The organism is Mesorhizobium sp. M0862 (assembly GCF_040319795.1).
Lineage (GTDB): Bacteria > Pseudomonadota > Alphaproteobacteria > Rhizobiales > Rhizobiaceae > Mesorhizobium.
This window is the reverse complement of sequence record NZ_JAMYOJ010000003.1, coordinates 235,098-251,367: the sequence shown is the minus strand read 5'-3', so window position 1 is coordinate 251,367 and position 16,270 is coordinate 235,098. Positions and strand designations below refer to the sequence as shown.

17 protein-coding genes are annotated in these 16,270 nt (G+C 61.7%); 13 read left to right on the top strand and 4 right to left on the bottom strand.

What is annotated here, in order from left to right; translation table 11 throughout:
* Nucleotides 1-70: 70 nt before the first annotated feature.
* Nucleotides 71-1,024: a PhnD/SsuA/transferrin family substrate-binding protein gene (locus NKI15_RS06185; RefSeq protein ID WP_023703467.1), complete on the top strand. Its 954-nt coding sequence runs from the start codon at nt 71-73 to the stop codon at nt 1,022-1,024.
* Between the two features lie 25 nt (nt 1,025-1,049).
* Here the strand turns inward: NKI15_RS06185 and NKI15_RS06180 are convergent, their stop codons facing one another.
* The 3 genes from NKI15_RS06180 to NKI15_RS06170 form a co-directional block, all read right to left on the bottom strand.
* The gene (locus NKI15_RS06180; RefSeq protein ID WP_023703466.1) at nt 1,050-1,685 is read right to left on the bottom strand and encodes a TadE/TadG family type IV pilus assembly protein; all 636 of its coding nucleotides are present in this window, start codon (nt 1,683-1,685) and stop codon (nt 1,050-1,052) included.
* A 25-nt stretch (nt 1,686-1,710) separates the two neighbouring features.
* Complete coding sequence (locus tag NKI15_RS06175) at nt 1,711-2,328, bottom strand: TadE/TadG family type IV pilus assembly protein (protein WP_031196259.1); 618 nt, start codon at nt 2,326-2,328, stop codon at nt 1,711-1,713.
* A 155-nt stretch (nt 2,329-2,483) separates the two neighbouring features.
* Nucleotides 2,484-2,906, bottom strand: coding sequence for a pilus assembly protein N-terminal domain-containing protein (locus NKI15_RS06170; RefSeq protein ID WP_023681988.1), 423 nt, complete (start codon nt 2,904-2,906; stop codon nt 2,484-2,486).
* 345 nt (nt 2,907-3,251) lie between these two features.
* Here NKI15_RS06170 and NKI15_RS06165 point away from each other — a divergent pair, with 345 nt between their 5' ends.
* The 9 genes from NKI15_RS06165 (at nt 3,252) to NKI15_RS06125 (ending at nt 12,360) form a co-directional block, all read left to right on the top strand.
* A complete protein-coding gene (locus NKI15_RS06165; RefSeq protein ID WP_023681987.1) occupies nt 3,252-3,422 on the top strand; it encodes a Flp family type IVb pilin in 171 nt (56 codons plus the stop codon).
* A gap of 149 nt (nt 3,423-3,571) precedes the next feature.
* On the top strand, nt 3,572-4,090 hold the full coding sequence (locus tag NKI15_RS06160) for an A24 family peptidase (protein ID WP_023703464.1): 519 nt from the start codon (nt 3,572-3,574) through the stop codon (nt 4,088-4,090).
* A gap of 205 nt (nt 4,091-4,295) precedes the next feature.
* The gene (cpaB, locus tag NKI15_RS06155; protein ID WP_023681985.1) at nt 4,296-5,108 is read left to right on the top strand and encodes a Flp pilus assembly protein CpaB; all 813 of its coding nucleotides are present in this window, start codon (nt 4,296-4,298) and stop codon (nt 5,106-5,108) included.
* The gene (locus tag NKI15_RS06150; protein WP_023681984.1) at nt 5,105-6,637 is read left to right on the top strand and encodes a type II and III secretion system protein family protein; all 1,533 of its coding nucleotides are present in this window, start codon (nt 5,105-5,107) and stop codon (nt 6,635-6,637) included. The genes cpaB and NKI15_RS06150 overlap by 4 nt, the downstream gene beginning before the upstream one ends.
* Before the next feature lie 13 nt (nt 6,638-6,650).
* On the top strand, nt 6,651-7,388 hold the full coding sequence (locus tag NKI15_RS06145; protein WP_352858845.1) for a CpaD family pilus assembly protein: 738 nt from the start codon (nt 6,651-6,653) through the stop codon (nt 7,386-7,388).
* A 54-nt stretch (nt 7,389-7,442) separates the two neighbouring features.
* Nucleotides 7,443-8,726, top strand: coding sequence for a CpaE/TadZ family protein (locus NKI15_RS06140; RefSeq protein ID WP_023681982.1), 1,284 nt, complete (start codon nt 7,443-7,445; stop codon nt 8,724-8,726).
* A 29-nt stretch (nt 8,727-8,755) separates the two neighbouring features.
* Nucleotides 8,756-10,261: a TadA family conjugal transfer-associated ATPase gene (locus tag NKI15_RS06135; protein ID WP_023738191.1), complete on the top strand. Its 1,506-nt coding sequence runs from the start codon at nt 8,756-8,758 to the stop codon at nt 10,259-10,261.
* A gap of 29 nt (nt 10,262-10,290) precedes the next feature.
* Nucleotides 10,291-11,304, top strand: coding sequence for a type II secretion system F family protein (locus NKI15_RS06130; RefSeq protein WP_023703461.1), 1,014 nt, complete (start codon nt 10,291-10,293; stop codon nt 11,302-11,304).
* A 39-nt stretch (nt 11,305-11,343) separates the two neighbouring features.
* Nucleotides 11,344-12,360: a type II secretion system F family protein gene (locus NKI15_RS06125; RefSeq protein WP_023703460.1), complete on the top strand. Its 1,017-nt coding sequence runs from the start codon at nt 11,344-11,346 to the stop codon at nt 12,358-12,360.
* 113 nt (nt 12,361-12,473) lie between these two features.
* Here the strand turns inward: NKI15_RS06125 and NKI15_RS06120 are convergent, their stop codons facing one another.
* Nucleotides 12,474-13,295 carry a tetratricopeptide repeat protein gene (locus NKI15_RS06120; protein WP_023703459.1) on the bottom strand — a complete coding sequence of 274 codons (822 nt, stop codon included), beginning with the start codon at nt 13,293-13,295 and terminating at the stop codon, nt 12,474-12,476.
* Nucleotides 13,296-13,534: 239 nt separating this feature from the next.
* Between NKI15_RS06120 and NKI15_RS06115 the strand changes: the two genes are divergently transcribed.
* The 3 genes from NKI15_RS06115 (at nt 13,535) to NKI15_RS06105 (ending at nt 16,199) form a co-directional block, all read left to right on the top strand.
* Nucleotides 13,535-14,896 carry a leucyl aminopeptidase family protein gene (locus NKI15_RS06115; RefSeq protein ID WP_023703458.1) on the top strand — a complete coding sequence of 454 codons (1,362 nt, stop codon included), beginning with the start codon at nt 13,535-13,537 and terminating at the stop codon, nt 14,894-14,896.
* A gap of 62 nt (nt 14,897-14,958) precedes the next feature.
* Complete coding sequence (locus NKI15_RS06110; protein ID WP_023669596.1) at nt 14,959-15,309, top strand: MarR family winged helix-turn-helix transcriptional regulator; 351 nt, start codon at nt 14,959-14,961, stop codon at nt 15,307-15,309.
* Nucleotides 15,310-15,338: 29 nt separating this feature from the next.
* Nucleotides 15,339-16,199, top strand: coding sequence for a C40 family peptidase (locus NKI15_RS06105; protein ID WP_023703457.1), 861 nt, complete (start codon nt 15,339-15,341; stop codon nt 16,197-16,199).
* Nucleotides 16,200-16,270: the final 71 nt, after the last annotated feature.

Genomic DNA, 16,270 nt, shown 5'->3' with positions numbered 1-16,270 from the left:
GGCAGGCGTGGTGTACGCATCCTTGAGACATGCGATGCGCTTCAAGGAACGGCGTGCGGGGCATGGATCGATGAGACGGGCTGACCTCGGTTGGAGTGCACTGGCGACCACTGTAGCGCTGCTGGCCTCGCAGCTCGCCGCGCACGCCGACTGGCGCGACCAGATCGGCACGTTTCGGATCGGCATCGTTGCCGAGCCGGGCGCTGGCAACACGGTTCCGGGTCTGGCCTTGCTGACTGACGCCTACGGCAAGGCGCTCGGCATGAAGGTGGAATTCGTCGTCGCGCATGACTATGCGGCGCTGATAGAGGCACAGGCCAATGGCCGGATTCAGTACGCGGTCTATTCGGCGACCGCCTACGCCACCGCCTCGGAGCGCTGCGGCTGCGTCGAACCTCTTGTGGCGCCGGTCGATGCCGACGGTGCCACGGGCATCCGCTCCGTGCTTTTGACGCGCGACGGCAGGCTTTCCGATCTCGCGGCCCTGGAAACGCACCGCATCGCCATGGCGCCTTCCGACAATGTCGGCGGTTCGCTTCTACCGCTCGCCGGGCTGGCGGCCGACGGCATCAAGATCAGCCAGGATGCGCCATTCCTCGCTCATGCCGGCTCGGCTGCCGCCGCAGAAACGATGCTGGTCGATGGCCAGGCCGATGCCGTGTTCGGCTGGGAGCGGGCCACGGCGGAAAACTGGACGGCGATTGCTGGCGATCAGCCGGCTGATCCGGACGGCACGGCGGCGCGACTGGAGGCGGCGGGCATTCCAGAAGCCGCGCTCCAGATCATCTGGACCTCCGGCGTGCTCAGATACGGCCCTCACGCCGTCCGCAGCGATCTTGACCCCGAAGCCAAACGCCGACTGACGGTCTTCCTCACCAATCTCAGATCGCAGTCGCCGGAAATCTACGATTTCGTGGAATCGAAACATTCGGGAGGGTTCACGCTCGCCGCTGCGAGTGACTATGCGATGGCCGCTTCCATCGTGCGCCTGGTGTCGGGCAGCACGGACAGCAGCGCGCAATGACCCGGGTTGAATGGGTAGAACTGCTTCAGCAATTGCTGCAGGGGATCGAGGTGGCCCGGCGCGGCCTGAGATAGTAGGTTTCGCTCATCGTTATTTTGCCTTCGTTGAAGGCCGAGATAAATCCGAGCGGCTTTTCGGCGCTTTCCGACCAGGAGATGATCGGTTCATATTTGAGAGTGGTTTTGACACGAATAAGGAAAGTCCCCGCAACGTTGAGCGTCGCCGGAACAGTTGTGGAGCTTGTCGGGTTGGAGTCGCGGCTCGTGACCCCATTCAGCACGCGCCAGGACCACGCCACCTTCGCCTTCGGTGTCGGGTTGCCCGGATCGGCTTCGATGTCGATTGCTGTGATGAAGATATCGGCGACTGAGCGGTTATAAGGCTGAAGGCTGGAGTTTCCGATCTTCATAATGTCGGTGAGATCTGCATTGACCAGCGACGTTTGCTGCGTGACGAGGTCGGCAACCATGGAGCTGATGCGGCTGACCTTCTTGCTGGCCTCGATGGCTTGCGAGGCCTCAATGGTAACGAAATACATGATCAGCAGGACGGGCACGATGAGGGCAAACTCGACCGCCGCTATGCCCCGACGATCGGCACAAAACCGCGCCGCTCTCTTCCAGATAACCGATATCCCCGGATGTGCCCCCGCACGAAACATGCCCTTTTCCTTTGCTACACGTGCCTCAGTTGTCGAATGGCTCGTTTTGCCACGTTGCCGTTGCGTAATGCAGCGTCTTGCCGCCATCCATATTCGACATGTATTGAGCCATGAAATCGGTCATGACCGGCCAAGGGTAGAAAACCCGCAGCATGTTCTTTGATTCTGCCGGACCTATTGTGGGGGTCCCGAAAGCCGGGTCCTTGCCTGTATCCGGATCCTTGCCCGTCAGCGTGATGGTCGAGCCGGAAATCTTGAAACCCGCACTGGCTGCCCCGGCAAAGGTCTTGAACGGGCGCAGATCAACCAGCAAACCGGGGCAACCCTTGGCGACAATGATCTCGAGTCTGGCGCAGACCCTACCCTTTAGCTTCTCTTCCGTCACATCGGCTTGCCTCAACTGGCCAGTACGCAATTGACGGGCGATATCATCGGTGATGTTGGCCATCACCTCCTGTCCGGCAAATGAAATGCAGCTCTCGAGGATGGCGAAGACGAGAGCCGCAAACGGTAACGCAAGCATGGCGAATTCTATCGCCGTGCCGCCGCGCCGATCACCAAGGAAACGACGGGCAAACGTCACGCGCCCTGCCTTGGCCTTGCAGATCTTGCGTCTTGAATCCTCGTCCAAAACGTCGCCCATATCCCGTTCCTGCCGATCCTGATGCGGTACCGTCAGCACCACTATCAAGAACCCATTTAGCTCCGGTTTGAATGACCGTTAAATTCGACCAGGCGACATTAACCGGCCGCTAACCGACGCGGCTCTCCCCCAGACAATCAAGTCACCTGAGGCGCTTACTGCCCAGCGCTCATCTCGGCCTCGGACGACTTTTCCGAGTCGCTCTTGTACGAGCTTTCGCAATATGGCGTGCAGGACATGGTCTGGACCGAGGCGCGCCTGTAGATACGCACCGACGACGCGTCCTGGCGCACTACGGTCACCTGCTCGTCGACGATCGGGCTGCCATCGTGGTCGAGGACAACCAGATTGGTCACGCCGAACCCCTTGCCCGTCAGCACGATCGTTGATGCATCCTGGACGGAGGCGTCGGCGATCGCCGGATTGCCGACGACGATGGTGTCGGCGGGGCGTGTCAGTTTGACGATCTTGGCCTGGTTCATCGTCACTTCGATGCCGGCTCCGGCCTTGGCCGGCAGCACGAAAGCCGGGACGGCGAGAAGCGCGACAAGCAGGAATGACGATTTCATGGCGGTCATCAAGGCGCTCCACAGCGGCAAAACTTGTTCACGGAACATGAAGGAGATTGGTGAACCAACGGTTAAACCCTTGACCGGCGCCGGGTATTCGCTCCAATCTTGCTGCCAGCTGATATAACAATGCGTCCTGCCGATAGCCGTGAAATTACAGCTTTTCACGGGCAGGCGAGCTACTGTCCAGCGTTTAGTTTACGGTTAACCACGCAAGCTGTTCGAAGCGGGAAAGGAATCGGTAAGGCTGTTTATTAAGCCGATTGAAAGAGCTTCTCCGTAGATTGGCAGCATCCGATCAACCACCACAGAAGTTGACGGAAGTGCTGTAACACGTGGAGTAGGAGCTCTCGAATGTCTAATCTCATCGCACGTTTCGCGAAGGACGAATCCGGCGCGACCGCTATCGAATACGGTCTGATCGCCGCTCTCATCGCGCTTGCCATCATTTTTGGCGCTGGTCAGCTCGGCAACGCCCTGAACAACAAGTTCATCGCCATCGCCGGTAAGGTGAGTGGTTCGTAATACCCTGGTTGCCTTAGAGATAGGGGCCGCCTGACTGGCGGCCCTTATTTCATCGCGTCGGGCGGTTTTGAGTAACCCAGTCTCATCGATCGTTAATCATATATGTCTAGGCTGAGGCTGGACACAGTTGGCAACAGGGTGTCGCGCCCATGCTCGAAGCGTTGATCTTCGTCATCTTTCCTTTTTGCATGCTCTTCGCCGCGATCTCCGACATGCTGTCGATGACGATCGCCAACCGCGTACCGGTGCTGCTGCTGGCGGTGTTTGCGCTGGTTGCGCCGCTGACGGCCATGGACTGGGCAACCTATGGCTGGCATTTCGCCGCCGGCGGCCTGGTGCTGGCCGTGACGTTCGGTCTGTTTGCACTCGGCGGCATGGGTGGCGGCGACGCCAAGCTGCTCGCCGGCACCGCCGTCTGGATGGGGTTCAACATTCACCTTGTCGAGTATCTCGTGATATCGACGTTCATCGGCGGACTGCTGACGCTCGCCATCCTTCTCTACCGGAAATCGCCGCTGGCGATTTACACCAGCCACAATCTATTCCTGCGCCATTTCGCCGACGACACGACTGGCGTTCCCTACGGCATTGCACTCGGCATTGGCGGGCTGCTGACCTATCCGGATTCACCCCTGATGGTTTGGGCACTGGCAAAGCTGGCGAACTGAAACAGCAAGCAACCTTTGCCGCTCCGACATCGGTCTGAAAAGATGCCGCTGGTCGCCCTTTCTGTCGTCGGAGCACGGGTCCGTCCAATTTATGTAAACCTTAAATTAATCACGATCGTAAGCATTGCATTAACCTTGTTTTGACGATTGCCGCTGCAAAGTCCGGCCTGGCTAGTTGGTTGCCTAAAGGCGAGGGTTCGGACAGATGCCAGCATCCCGACTGATTATTCTGGGCGTGGCGGTGGCTGCGGCGGGTGGTGCAGGTTATGTCGCCAAGAATATGGTGGCGGTCCCGCCCCAGCAGGTCGTCGCCGATGCCCCGCAGGCGCCGGCCATTGCCTTGCAGGATGTGCTCGTGCTTTCCGGCGACGTGCCGATGGGCAGCCCACTTGAGAACAATCTCAGCTGGGAGTCCTGGCCGTCCGATGGCATCAATGCGAATTTCATCACCCGTGCCGCCGAACCCGAAGCGCGGGAGAAACTGAAGGGCTCCGTCGCCCGCATGGCGATGTACACCGGTGAGCCGCTGCGGCGCTCCAAGCTGATCGGCGAGGGGCAAAGCTTCATGTCTTCGATCCTGCCCACCGGCATGCGTGCCGTCGCCACCGCGATCTCGGCTGACACGTCGGCAGGCGGGTTCATCCTGCCCAACGATTTTGTCGACGTCATCATGACCCGCAGATCCGACACCGGCAACGGCGGCAGCGGATTCACCACCGAGACCATCCTCAAGAACATCCGCGTCCTGGCGATCGATCAGACCATCCAGGAGGACGAGGAAGGCAAGAAGACCAGGGTCGGACAGACGGCGACGCTGGAGCTGACGCCGCAGCAGGCCGAGATAATAACCGTCGCCCAGCAGATGGCCGATCGCCTGACGCTGGCGCTGCGCTCGATCACCGACAACAAGGAAAAGGGTACCGATGAAGCCGACTACCTCGTTTCCGGCAGTGGGCGGCGCGGAACGGTGCGGTTGATCAAATCGGGCGAAGTTTCCGAAGTAGGGGCAAGGAAATGAGGTTAGTCGCTAAACTGCCGGTCACCATGGCTGCAGCCGTCGGCCTGCTTTTCCTCGGAGCCCATGCAAGTGGCCTCGGCGACGCCAAGGCCGCCGGAAAGAGCGTCGGGGTCACGGCCTCGACCGCCACGCAACGTGTCAAGCTCGGCCTCAACAAATCGGTCGTCATCGATCTGCCGAGCGACGCCTACGACATCCTTGTCGCCAATCCCGCGGTCGCCGATGCGGTGACCCGCACCGCAAGGCGCATCTATCTGTTCGGCAAGTCGGTGGGCGAAACCAACATCTTCGTCTTCGGTCCCAATGGCGAGCAGATTGCCAGCCTGGATCTGGCCGTCGAACGCGACGTCGCCGGATTGGAAGACTACCTCAAGCGCTTCCTTCCGAATGCCGAGATCAAGGTCGAATTGCTGAACGACAACGTCGTCCTGACCGGGACGGTGGATACGCCGCTCGATGCCAAGCGCGCCGTCGATCTGGCAACCATCTTCGTGTCCGGAGGTGAAGCGACGACGGGCCAGTATTCGCAGACCGCGGCCGGCGGCAATGCCAATGGGGGCGTCGACATCAACAACCCGGATGCCGAACGCCGGGTCTCGAAGATCGTCAACCTGCTACAGATCATCGGCGACGACCAGGTGACGCTGAAGGTGACCGTGGCCGAAGTCAGCCGCTCGGTGATGAAGCAGCTCGGCGTCAACATGGTTGGCAGCGGCAGCATGGACGGCATCGCTTACGGTGCGCTGAGTTCGCCCAACTACGGTTTGGGAAAGCCGCTTTCGCAGAATTCAGGCTTTAACTTGGGCGGCAGTGGCCTCAAAGCCTACATCAATGCCATGGAGCAAAGCGGCGTCATGAAGACGCTTGCAGAACCGACCCTCACCGCGGTTTCGGGCGAGAAGGCAACGTTCAGGGTCGGCGGCGAATTCAATCTCATCACGGCACGTACGAACAACGTTTCGACCGACAACCAGACCGGCCAGGTCACCTACACCAACGAAAAGCTGGAATACGGCATAGGTCTCGAGTTCCAGCCCGTTGTGCTGTCGGCGGGCCGGATCAGCCTCAAGGTCAGAACATCGGTTTCGGAGCCGACCTCGGAAGGTGCTACCACCCTGGAAGGCGGCGGCAGCTTGCCCGGCCTGACGCTTCTGTCGATCCGCAAGAGACTTGCCGACACCACCGTCGAATTGCCGTCGGGCGGTTCGATGATGATTGCCGGCCTCGTTCGCGACGACGTCCGCCAGGCTGTATCGGGCTTGCCCGGCCTGACCAAGATCCCGGTGCTCGGCACGCTATTCCGCAGCCGCGATTTCGTCCGCAATGAAACTGAACTGGTCATCATCATCACGCCTTATCTGGCTCGGCCGGTGGCGCGCAACGACCTGGCTAAGCCGGACGACAATTTCAATGCCGCAGGCGATGGTCCGGCCATGTTCCTTGGCCGCGTCAACCGCGTCTACGGCACCATGCAGACCGACAAGCCCAACGGCCGCTACCACGGCGTTGTCGGCTTCATCTACAAGTAAGCGGGGAAGCGGAATGTATCAGTCAGCATCAAAGGTACTGGCGATTGCCGCAACGGCATGGTCTGGCCGTGGCCGGATCCGCCGATCGGCAATGCCGATCCTGGCGGTCGCGATCGCCGCCTCGCTTGCCGGTTGCGCTAAGCGCGACAGCATCACGGTTGGGGCGATTCCCGATGACTATCGCACCACGCATCCGATCGTAATTGCTGAGAAGAACCAGAAGCTCGACCTCCCGGTCGGCGCCGGCGATCGCGGCATGACCGGCTCGCAGCGCGACACGCTTCTGGGCTTCCTCGACGGTTACGACAAGAGCGCTGCCCCGGCGCTGACGATCGCAACCCCGATCGGCTCGGCTAATGAGGTCGCGGCGACTGCCGCGGCGCGCGATTTCGCAAGGCTGGCGGTTGCCAGCGGCATCAAGCTAAACCGGATCGTGGTGACCTCCTACCAGTCGGTTTCCCCGGAAGCGTCGGCGCCTATCCGCGTTTCCTATATTTCGGTGAGAGCCCAGACCGACAAATGCGGGCGCTGGCCCGAAGACATCCTCGAAACCTCCGAAAACAAGCACTACGCCGATTACGGCTGCTCGTCTCAAAACAACCTCGCCGCGCAACTCGCCAATCCGACCGATCTGCTCGGGCCAAGAAAGTCGTCCGACATCGACGCCGAGAACCGCGGCGCGGTGATCGACGTCTACCGCGGCAGAGGTATTTCGGACGAGTTCCTCGGCAATTCGGAAGTGACGTACTAGGAGCGCCGGTCCCGCGTAGAGACCGGAAGAGAAGTCACGGAAAAGAGCATGACAATGAGCAATCTTGCCTACGATACGCCCGTAGACGGCGGCGACAGCTCGCAATTGGATATTGCCGCGATGCAGGCGCTGCGGCCGGTTCCGCGTATTTCCATCCAGGCATTTTGCGAGACGGAAGGTGTCGCGCATCCGGTGGAGCGGGCCGGCGAGGATCGCCGCATGGCCAAGGCGCATCTGAAAGTGCATATGGGCGGCATCGCCACGGCGATCGAATTCTACCAATCCGCGCCGACGCCGAACCTCATCCTTCTGGAGTCGCGCAGCGAACCGAAGCAGTTGCTGGAGCAGCTTGCCCAGCTTTCAGAATATTGCGATCCCTCCTCTAAAGTCGTGGTGATCGGCCACTACAACGATGTCGGTCTTTACCGCGAACTCATCCGCTTCGGTATTTCCGAATACGTCATCGCGCCCGTGTCGATGGCCGATATTGTCTCGGTGGTTTCGTCGATCTTCGTCGATCCGGAAGCCGAGCCGATCGGCCGCTCGATCGCCTTCGTCGGCGCCAAGGGTGGCGTCGGCTCCTCGACCATCGCCCACAATGTGGCGTGGGCGATGTCATCGCTGTTCAAGTCGGAAGTGGTCGTCGCCGATCTCGACCTGGCTTTCGGGACGGCCAACATAAACTTCGACCAGGACCCTGCGCAAGGCATCGCCGAGGCCGTGTTTTCGCCCGAACGCGTCGACGAGGTTTATCTCGACCGTCTGCTTGCCCAGTGCGCCGAACATCTGTCGCTGCTCGCCGCGCCCTCCACCCTCGAACGTGTCTATGATTTCGATCCCGATGCCTTCACGCAACTCATCGATACCGCCCAGCGCAGCGTGCCGCTGCTGGTGCTCGACGTCCCCCATATCTGGACGGGCTGGACCAAGAACACACTGATCAAGGCCGACGAGATCGTCATCACTGCGACGCCGGAATTGGCCAATCTGCGCAACACCAAGAATCTGGTCGATATGCTGACGCGGCTTCGCCCGAACGATCCGCCGCCGAAACTGATCATCAATCAGGCCGGCGTGCCGAAACGGCCCGAGATTTCCGCTTCCGACTTCGCCGAGCCGCTCAGCCTCACGCCGATGTCGGTCATCGCCTTCGACCCGTTGTTGTTTGGAAATGCCGCGAACAACGGCCGCATGCTGGGCGAGATGGATCCCAAGAGCCCGGTCGTCGGCATGATCAACGAAATCGCGCACGTGCTGACCGGTCGCAGCGAAATCAAGGCCAGGAAGAAGGCAGGCCTTGGCGGCCTCCTCGGCAAGCTCTCGCGTAACAAGAAATGACGCTTCTCAAGCGAAATTGGTAGTCGATCATGTTTGGAAAAAGAGGCTCCGACGACGGCGGCCGGTTCACCCCGGAGTTCCGTCAGCCAGCGTCAGCGGCGCCGGCTGCTGCAACGCCTGCGGACATGGCGGTACTTGCCCGACCCCCGGCAGCGCCGCCGCCGGGAGCGCTGGCAACGCCGCCAACTCGCCGTGCCGTTGAGGCGCCGTCGATGGCGCCGGAGCCGCCAAAAAAGATCCAGCGCGAAAAAAGCGAAACCTACTACGACACCAAGAGCCAGGTCTTCTCCGCGCTCATCGACACCATTGACCTGTCGCAACTTGCGAAACTCGATCCCGAGAGCGCGCGCGAGGAAATCCGCGATATCGTCAACGACATCATCGCCATCAAAAATTTCGCAATGTCGATCGCCGAGCAGGAAGAGTTGCTCGACGACATCTGCAACGATGTGCTAGGCTACGGGCCGCTGGAACCGCTGCTCGCCCGCGACGATATCGCCGACATCATGGTCAACGGCTCCAAGAACGTCTACATCGAAGTCAACGGCAAGGTCGAACAGACCGGCATCCGCTTCCGCGACAATCAGCAGCTGCTCAACATCTGCCAGCGCATCGTCAGCCAGGTTGGCCGCCGCGTCGACGAATCGAGCCCGATCTGTGACGCCCGTCTTCCTGACGGGTCTCGCGTCAACGTGATCGCGCCGCCGCTCTCCATCGACGGCACCGCGCTCACCATCCGCAAGTTCAAGAAGGACAAGCTGACGCTCGATCAGCTGGTCAAGTTCGGCGCCATCTCGCCGCAGGGCGCCGAGATACTCAAGATTATCGGCCGCGTCCGCTGCAACATCGTCATCTCCGGCGGTACCGGCTCCGGCAAGACGACGCTGCTCAACTGCTTGACCAACTATATCGACCGCGAGGAACGCGTCATCACCTGCGAGGACTCGGCCGAACTGCAACTGCAGCAGCCGCACGTGGTACGTCTCGAAACCCGCCCGCCCAATCTCGAGGGCGAAGGCGAGGTGACCATGCGCGACCTGGTCAAGAACTGCTTGCGCATGCGGCCCGAACGCATCATCGTCGGCGAAGTGCGCGGACCGGAGGTTTTCGACCTGCTGCAGGCGATGAACACCGGCCATGACGGGTCGATGGGAACGATCCACTCCAACAGCCCGCGCGAATGCCTGAACCGTATCGAATCGATGATCGCCATGGGCGGCTATTCGCTGCCGCAGAAGACCGTGCGTGAAATCGTCGTCGGCTCCGTCGATGTCATCATCCAGGCAGCACGCCTTCGCGACGGCTCGCGCCGCATCACCCACATCACCGAGGTGATCGGCATGGAAGGTGACGTCATCATCACGCAGGACATCGTGCTCTACAACATCAAGGGCGAGGACTCGAACGGAAGGCTGCTTGGCGAGCATGTGTCGACCGGCATCGGCCGTCCGCATTTCTGGGATCGCGCCCGCTACTATGGCGAGGAACAGCGCCTCGCCAATGCTCTGGAATCGATGGAGAAACGCGCTGACTAACGCATATCCAGGCGTGGGGACTGAGGTCGATGTTCGGAATTGATACCACCGTACTGGCGTTCATCGTGCTCGCCGGCTTCAGCGCCGGTGCGGTCGCCTATGCCTTCCTGTTCACCAAGATGAGCAACGAGAAGCAGGCCGGCAAGCGGCTCGAGACGATCAAGGCCGCCGAGACCGATCGTTCGGTCGTCAAGGCTTCGCGCGACCGTGTCGCGGAGGCGGTCAAGCGGCGTAAATCTGTCCAGGACACGCTGAAACAGCTCGACGAAAAGCAGAAAACCAACGAACTCGCCGTCAAGAAGCCGCCGTTGAAGGCCCAGATTCGTCAGGCCGGCATGCAGGTCTCGATCGAGCGTTTCTATATCTACTCCGTCATTTGCGGCATCGCGCTGACGGTGCTCGCCTATCTCGCCGGCGCGCCGCTACTTGTCCTGCCGGGTACGCTTCTGGCCGGCGCGCTCGGCCTGCCACGCTGGTTCGTCTCGTTTCGCCGCGCGCGCCGGGTCAAGGCGTTCCTCAACGAATTTCCCAACTCCCTCGACATCATCGTGCGCGCCGTCAAATCCGGCCTGCCGCTCAACGACGCCATTCGCCTGATCGCCAATGAATCGCCGGAGCCGGTCAAGACCGAGTTCCGCCGGATCGTCGATTCGCAGCAGGTTGGCATGTCCATCCCCGACGCCACCTTGCGCATGGCTGAGACCATGCCGTGCAGCGAGGCAAGTTTCTTCGGAATCGTTATCCAGATCCAGTCACAGGCCGGCGGTAATCTCTCCGAGGCGCTAGGCAACCTTTCGCGCGTGCTTCGCGATCGCAAGAAAATGAAGGCCAAGGTCCAGGCGCTGTCCATGGAAGCGAAGGCGTCGGCCGTCATCATCGGCGCGCTGCCTATTGTCGTCGCCCTTCTCGTCTATCTGTCGAGCCCGAACTACATCATGCCGCTGTTCACCACCAGCACCGGCAATCTGATCCTTGGCTGTTCCGGCGTGTGGATGTCGATCGGCATTCTGGTGATGCGCAAGATGATGAACTTTGAAGTTTAGGCCCACCTTGGAAAGCTCGAACGAAAAGACTGAAAACGGATGACCGACCAAGTCGTAAAATCGCTGACCGATCCTGCCTTCCTGATCGCATTGCTGGTCGGCGTTGCGGTGTTCGCGACCGTCTTCACGTTGCTGCCGGCGCTTGGCGGCAATCAGCTCAAGGCGCGCATGAAATCGGTGGCGCTGGAGCGTGACGAATTGCGCGCCAAGCAGCGCTCGCGGCTTGCCAACGAAGCCGATCGCCGCCGCAAGGGGCTGCGCGAAGAGCAGTCGATCGGCATGCGCAACATCGTCGACAGGCTCGACCTGCGGCGTGCGTTGGCCGATGAAGGCACGTTGCAGAAGCTCAAGGTGGCGGGATTTCGTGGCCAAAACCCGCTGACGCGCTTCCTGTTTTTCCGCCTGATCCTGCCGTTTGTGGGTTTCGCGCTGGCAGCGATCTATCTGTTCGTGCTCGGCGGACTGCCTGACCGGCCGGCCTTCGCGAAACTGTTCGTCTGCATTCTCGTCGCCTACGCCGGCTTCTATGCGCCGATCCTTTACGTCAACAATCGTGCCGCCAAGCGCAAGCAGTCGATCCAGGCGGCGTGGCCGGATGCGCTCGACCTGATGCTGATCTGCGTCGAGTCGGGCATGTCGGTCGAGGCTGCCTTGCGCAAGGTCTCCGAGGAGATCGGTTCGCAATCGGTGGCGCTGGCGGAGGAATTCGTGCTGACCAATGCCGAACTCTCTTATCTGCAGGAACGCAAGCAGGCTTATGAAAACCTGTCGGCTCGTACCGGCCTGGAATCGGTGAAGTCAGTGTCCCAGGCACTGGTCCAGGCGGAACGCTACGGCACACCCGTGGCGCACGCATTGCGCGTGCTGGCCGCGGAAAGCCGCGACATGCGCATGAATGCAGCCGAGAAGAAGGCCGCCGCCCTGCCGCCGAAGCTTACCGTGCCGATGATCCTGTTCTTCCTGCCGGTTTTGTTCGCCATCATTCTGGGCCCAGCCGGCATTCAGGTCAGCCAGCGCGGCATCTTCGGCGACCAGCACAATTCCTCAAGCCAGTAGGCCTCGTTGCAGCCATACAAACGAGCCGCACTGCCAATGCAGTGCGGCTCTTGTTTTCAGCTTTGATATGTGGACGGATTTGCGCTGTGCGGGAGCCGGCGCCCATGCGGCGCTCAGTTGGTCGCCGCCTGTGCCTTGTCCTGATCCTTGAGCTGGCTCCAGGCGTTCTGCTGGGCAAGCATCTGGCGAAGATAGGCCACATTGGCTTGCGCCTGTTCGGGCGAAAGCTCTTGCGAGGCGATCTTCTCGGCCTCGTCGAAGCGGCCCTGCAGTCCCACGACCAGCGCAAGGTTCTGCCGCACCCGGCTGTCGGCATTCGGTTGCTGGGCTGCCGAGCGCATATAGGTCTCGGCGGTGCGCAGATCGCCTTCCAGCACATAGGACATACCGAGATTGGAAAGGATCGAGGGTTCGTTCGGCTTGAGGTCCAGCGCCTTGCGGTAGTTCTGGCGCGCTTCATCCTTCTGGCCAAGCTGGTCGAGAATGGCGGCCTCGGCCGACATCAGCCGCCAGTCCGGATATTCCGGCGTCTGCGCCCGGCGCACGGCGTCGAGCGCCGGCTCGAACTGGCCGTTGGCGGCCAGCGCCTTGCCGTAGGCGGCAAGCACGTCGCGATCCTTGGGGTAGGCGATCGCCAGCTTGCGCATCACGGCAAGCGACTGGTCGGCATCGCCGTCCATCTGGAGCGCCGCCGCAAAATTTGTCGCCAGCCGCTTGTCGTTGGGGTTCTTTGCGTAGGATTCGCCGAGCCGCCCGGTTGCCCCGTGCAACTCGCTGGCCGACATGGTTTCCAGCGGTTTGCCGCTGGTGCGACCGATCGAGCCGGTCGTGAGCTTGCTGGTTCCGCACCCGGCAACACCGGCCGCCAGCGCCATCAGCAACGCTGTGGTGACCAACCGTTTGCCCGTGACGTTCGTCCTGCGGTTGGTGGGCATCGGCACGGGGCTCTCCATTCCTGCGCGTGGCCATTCACGTGGCCATCTTCATCCCCGCAGAAATATTCTGTTAACCCTAACGGACAGTTAAAAAGCGAGCCGTCTGATCGGCGAACGGCCCGCCGGAAGCCATTGGCCTGGCATGTCCAATGTCTGGTCTCTGTGCATAGATGTTGAAATCATCCGACGTCCCTATCACTTGACTGGGGACGATCTGCAAGCCTCCCGGAGACCATCGAATGCCCGTCGAACTCGTCGAGACACTAAACACTGCCTTGCCGGTCCATCTGGTCGCGAGGGATGGACTGGAGGCCTTGGGGCTTTCGCCTTCCACGATCGCATGGGCGGCCGCCAACGGCTTTTCCGGCGAAGCCGGCAGGACGCTCGCTGTCGCCGGCGACAACGGTTCCCTTGCCGGCGCCTTGTTCGGCGTCGGTGATGGCGAGGGCGCGCTGGCCGTCGGCATGCTGGCGAGAGCCTTGCCGGAAGGCGACTGGCATTTTGCCGCCGCTCCAGCCGAGCCGGAACTCGCGGCCATAGGCTTGGTGCTCGGCGGCTATGTCTTCACTCGCTACGGCAAGAAATCAGGCAAGGCGTTGCGTTTTGCGCTGCCGTCCGGCGCCGATGCGGGTCGTGTCCGGCGCATCGCCGACGGCGTCTTCCTGGCGCGCGACCTGGTCAACACGCCGACCAGCGACATGGGACCGGACGAGTTCGAGAAGGCCGTACGGACCCTGGCGGCCACTCACAAGGCCGAGGTATCGGTGATCAAGGGCGATGATCTCCTAAAGCAGAATTTCCCGATGATCCATGCGGTCGGCCGGGCCTCGGTCGGAGTGCCGCGCCTGATCGATATGGTTTGGGGACCGGAAGGCGCGCCGAAGGTGACGCTGGTCGGCAAGGGTGTCTGTTTCGACACTGGCGGCCTCGACATCAAGCCTTCGTCGGGCATGCTCTTGATGAAGAAGGATATGGGCGGCGCCGCCAATGTGCTGGGCCTGGCCTCGATGATCATGGCTGCCGGGCTGAAGGTGCGGCTGCGCGTCCTGATCCCGGCGGTCGAGAATTCGATTGCCGGCAACGCTTTCCGGCCTGGAGATGTACTGACCAGCCGCAAGGGCATTACCGTCGAGATCGGCAACACCGACGCCGAAGGGCGGTTGGTGCTGGCCGACGCGCTGGCGCTGGCCGATGACGAGGAGCCGGAACTGCTGATCGACATGGCGACGCTGACCGGGGCAGCGCGTGTCGCGCTCGGGCCCGATCTGCCGCCTTTCTACACTGGCGACGAAGCGCTGGCGTCCGAACTGGCTGCGGCCTCCATGGCCGTCGAGGATCCGTTGTGGCGCATGCCGTTGTGGCGACCCTATGAAGGCAGGCTGGCGTCGAAGATCGCCGACATCAACAACGTCACCACCGACGGCTTCGCCGGTTCGGTCACCGCGGCGCTGTTCCTCAAGCGCTTTGTCGAACGGACAACGGGCTGGGCGCACTTCGACATCTTCGCCTGGAACCCGTCCGATCGCCCCTACGGACCCGCCGGCGGAGAGGCGCAAGGCATCCGTGCACTGGAGCGGGTCATTTCGAGGCGCTATGCCTGACGCCCTGAGACGGCCACCAAAACTGAAACGGAACCGAAACAATTTGCCGTCATGCTCGGGCGATGTCGATTTCGATGCGTCCGAGCCAGGCGATGCGGCTGTGGCAGCAGGTGATGCTGTCGCAGGTGCGCGCCGGCGCGCCAGATCTCACCATGCGCCAGACGGCGATCCTGTTCACCATCTATCTCGACCCGCCGCCGCACACGGTGCGCGGTCTAGCCGCCCGCCTCAATGTTACCAAGCCGGTTATCACTCGCGCCCTCGACACGATGGGTGCGCTGAAACTGGTGTCACGCCATCGCGACGAGCTCGACAAGCGCAATGTGCTGATCCGGCGCACGGTCGAAGGCGCGCTCTTTGTCGAGCGCTTCGGGGATGGTATCGTTGCCAGGGCTCATGAACTGCCCATCTGATCAATCCATGAATTAGAACGAGTACCGATTTGACTGCCAGGGATGCCCGCCTCCACGCCTTCCGTTCCGACCTCGCCGATGCCAGGCTGAAAGGGGAGGTTTCGGCCGATCGCTTCGTCACCGGCCGTCGGGCTCGGATCACGGCCTCCGTGGCTGACGTGCGCAAGGCACCGCGCCCGGATGCCGGCGTCAACACGCAGGTACTGTTCGGCGACGATGTGCTTGTCTTCGAGGAAGCCGAGGGATGGGCCTGGGTCCAGGCCGAACGTGACGGCTATGTCGGCTACGTCGGCGCCACCATGCTGGGCGCACCCGAGCATGCGCCAACCCACATCGTCACGGCGCCGCGCACTTTTCTCTATCCAGGCCCGGATCTGCGCTTTCCGATCAGCGGGCAATTGTCGATGGGCTCGACGGTGACGGTGAGGGGCGCTGCCGAAACGCGCGGCACGCACTATGCGCTGTTGCCTTCCGGCGAGGCGCTGATCGCCGGCCATGTGCGCCCGGTCAGCGATATCGCCGCCGACTATGTCTCGGTCGCCGAGATGTTTATCGGCACGCCCTATCTCTGGGGCGGCACCTCCGGCTTCGGCATCGACTGTTCTGGCCTCGTGCAACTGGCCATGCGCATGGCCGGCCGCAATGTGCTTCGAGATTCCGACATGCAGGCGGCAGGCCTGGGCGAGCCGCTCGATCCGGGATCCGATTATGCCGGGCTAAAACGCGGTGACCTCGTGTTCTGGAAGGGGCATGTCGCCGTTATGGCCGACGCCGAGACCATGATCCACGCCAACGGCCACACCATGCTGGTCTCGCGCGAAGGGCTGAAGGATGCGGTTGATCGGATTGGGTATCGCTATGGCGGGCCGACTGGGTTTCGGCGGCCTTAGCGCCTCTTCCTTCGCCCCGTTCACGGGGAGAAGGTGCCCGAACGGCGGATGAGGGGCGGCGCCAGCGATTG

Excerpts from the sequence above, each read along its gene's own strand:
- NKI15_RS06185 (WP_023703467.1), top strand. The coding sequence starts at position 71 with ATGAGACGGGCTGACCTCGGTTGGAGTGCACTGGCGACCACTGTAGCG.
- NKI15_RS06180 (WP_023703466.1), bottom strand. The coding sequence starts at position 1,685 with ATGTTTCGTGCGGGGGCACATCCGGGGATATCGGTTATCTGGAAGAGA.
- NKI15_RS06175 (WP_031196259.1), bottom strand. The coding sequence starts at position 2,328 with ATGGGCGACGTTTTGGACGAGGATTCAAGACGCAAGATCTGCAAGGCC.
- NKI15_RS06170 (WP_023681988.1), bottom strand. The coding sequence starts at position 2,906 with ATGACCGCCATGAAATCGTCATTCCTGCTTGTCGCGCTTCTCGCCGTC.
- NKI15_RS06165 (WP_023681987.1), top strand. The coding sequence starts at position 3,252 with ATGTCTAATCTCATCGCACGTTTCGCGAAGGACGAATCCGGCGCGACC.
- NKI15_RS06160 (WP_023703464.1), top strand. The coding sequence starts at position 3,572 with ATGCTCGAAGCGTTGATCTTCGTCATCTTTCCTTTTTGCATGCTCTTC.
- cpaB (WP_023681985.1), top strand. The coding sequence starts at position 4,296 with ATGCCAGCATCCCGACTGATTATTCTGGGCGTGGCGGTGGCTGCGGCG.
- NKI15_RS06150 (WP_023681984.1), top strand. The coding sequence starts at position 5,105 with ATGAGGTTAGTCGCTAAACTGCCGGTCACCATGGCTGCAGCCGTCGGC.
- NKI15_RS06145 (WP_352858845.1), top strand. The coding sequence starts at position 6,651 with ATGTATCAGTCAGCATCAAAGGTACTGGCGATTGCCGCAACGGCATGG.
- NKI15_RS06140 (WP_023681982.1), top strand. The coding sequence starts at position 7,443 with ATGAGCAATCTTGCCTACGATACGCCCGTAGACGGCGGCGACAGCTCG.
- NKI15_RS06135 (WP_023738191.1), top strand. The coding sequence starts at position 8,756 with ATGTTTGGAAAAAGAGGCTCCGACGACGGCGGCCGGTTCACCCCGGAG.
- NKI15_RS06130 (WP_023703461.1), top strand. The coding sequence starts at position 10,291 with ATGTTCGGAATTGATACCACCGTACTGGCGTTCATCGTGCTCGCCGGC.
- NKI15_RS06125 (WP_023703460.1), top strand. The coding sequence starts at position 11,344 with ATGACCGACCAAGTCGTAAAATCGCTGACCGATCCTGCCTTCCTGATC.
- NKI15_RS06120 (WP_023703459.1), bottom strand. The coding sequence starts at position 13,295 with ATGCCCACCAACCGCAGGACGAACGTCACGGGCAAACGGTTGGTCACC.
- NKI15_RS06115 (WP_023703458.1), top strand. The coding sequence starts at position 13,535 with ATGCCCGTCGAACTCGTCGAGACACTAAACACTGCCTTGCCGGTCCAT.
- NKI15_RS06110 (WP_023669596.1), top strand. The coding sequence starts at position 14,959 with ATGTCGATTTCGATGCGTCCGAGCCAGGCGATGCGGCTGTGGCAGCAG.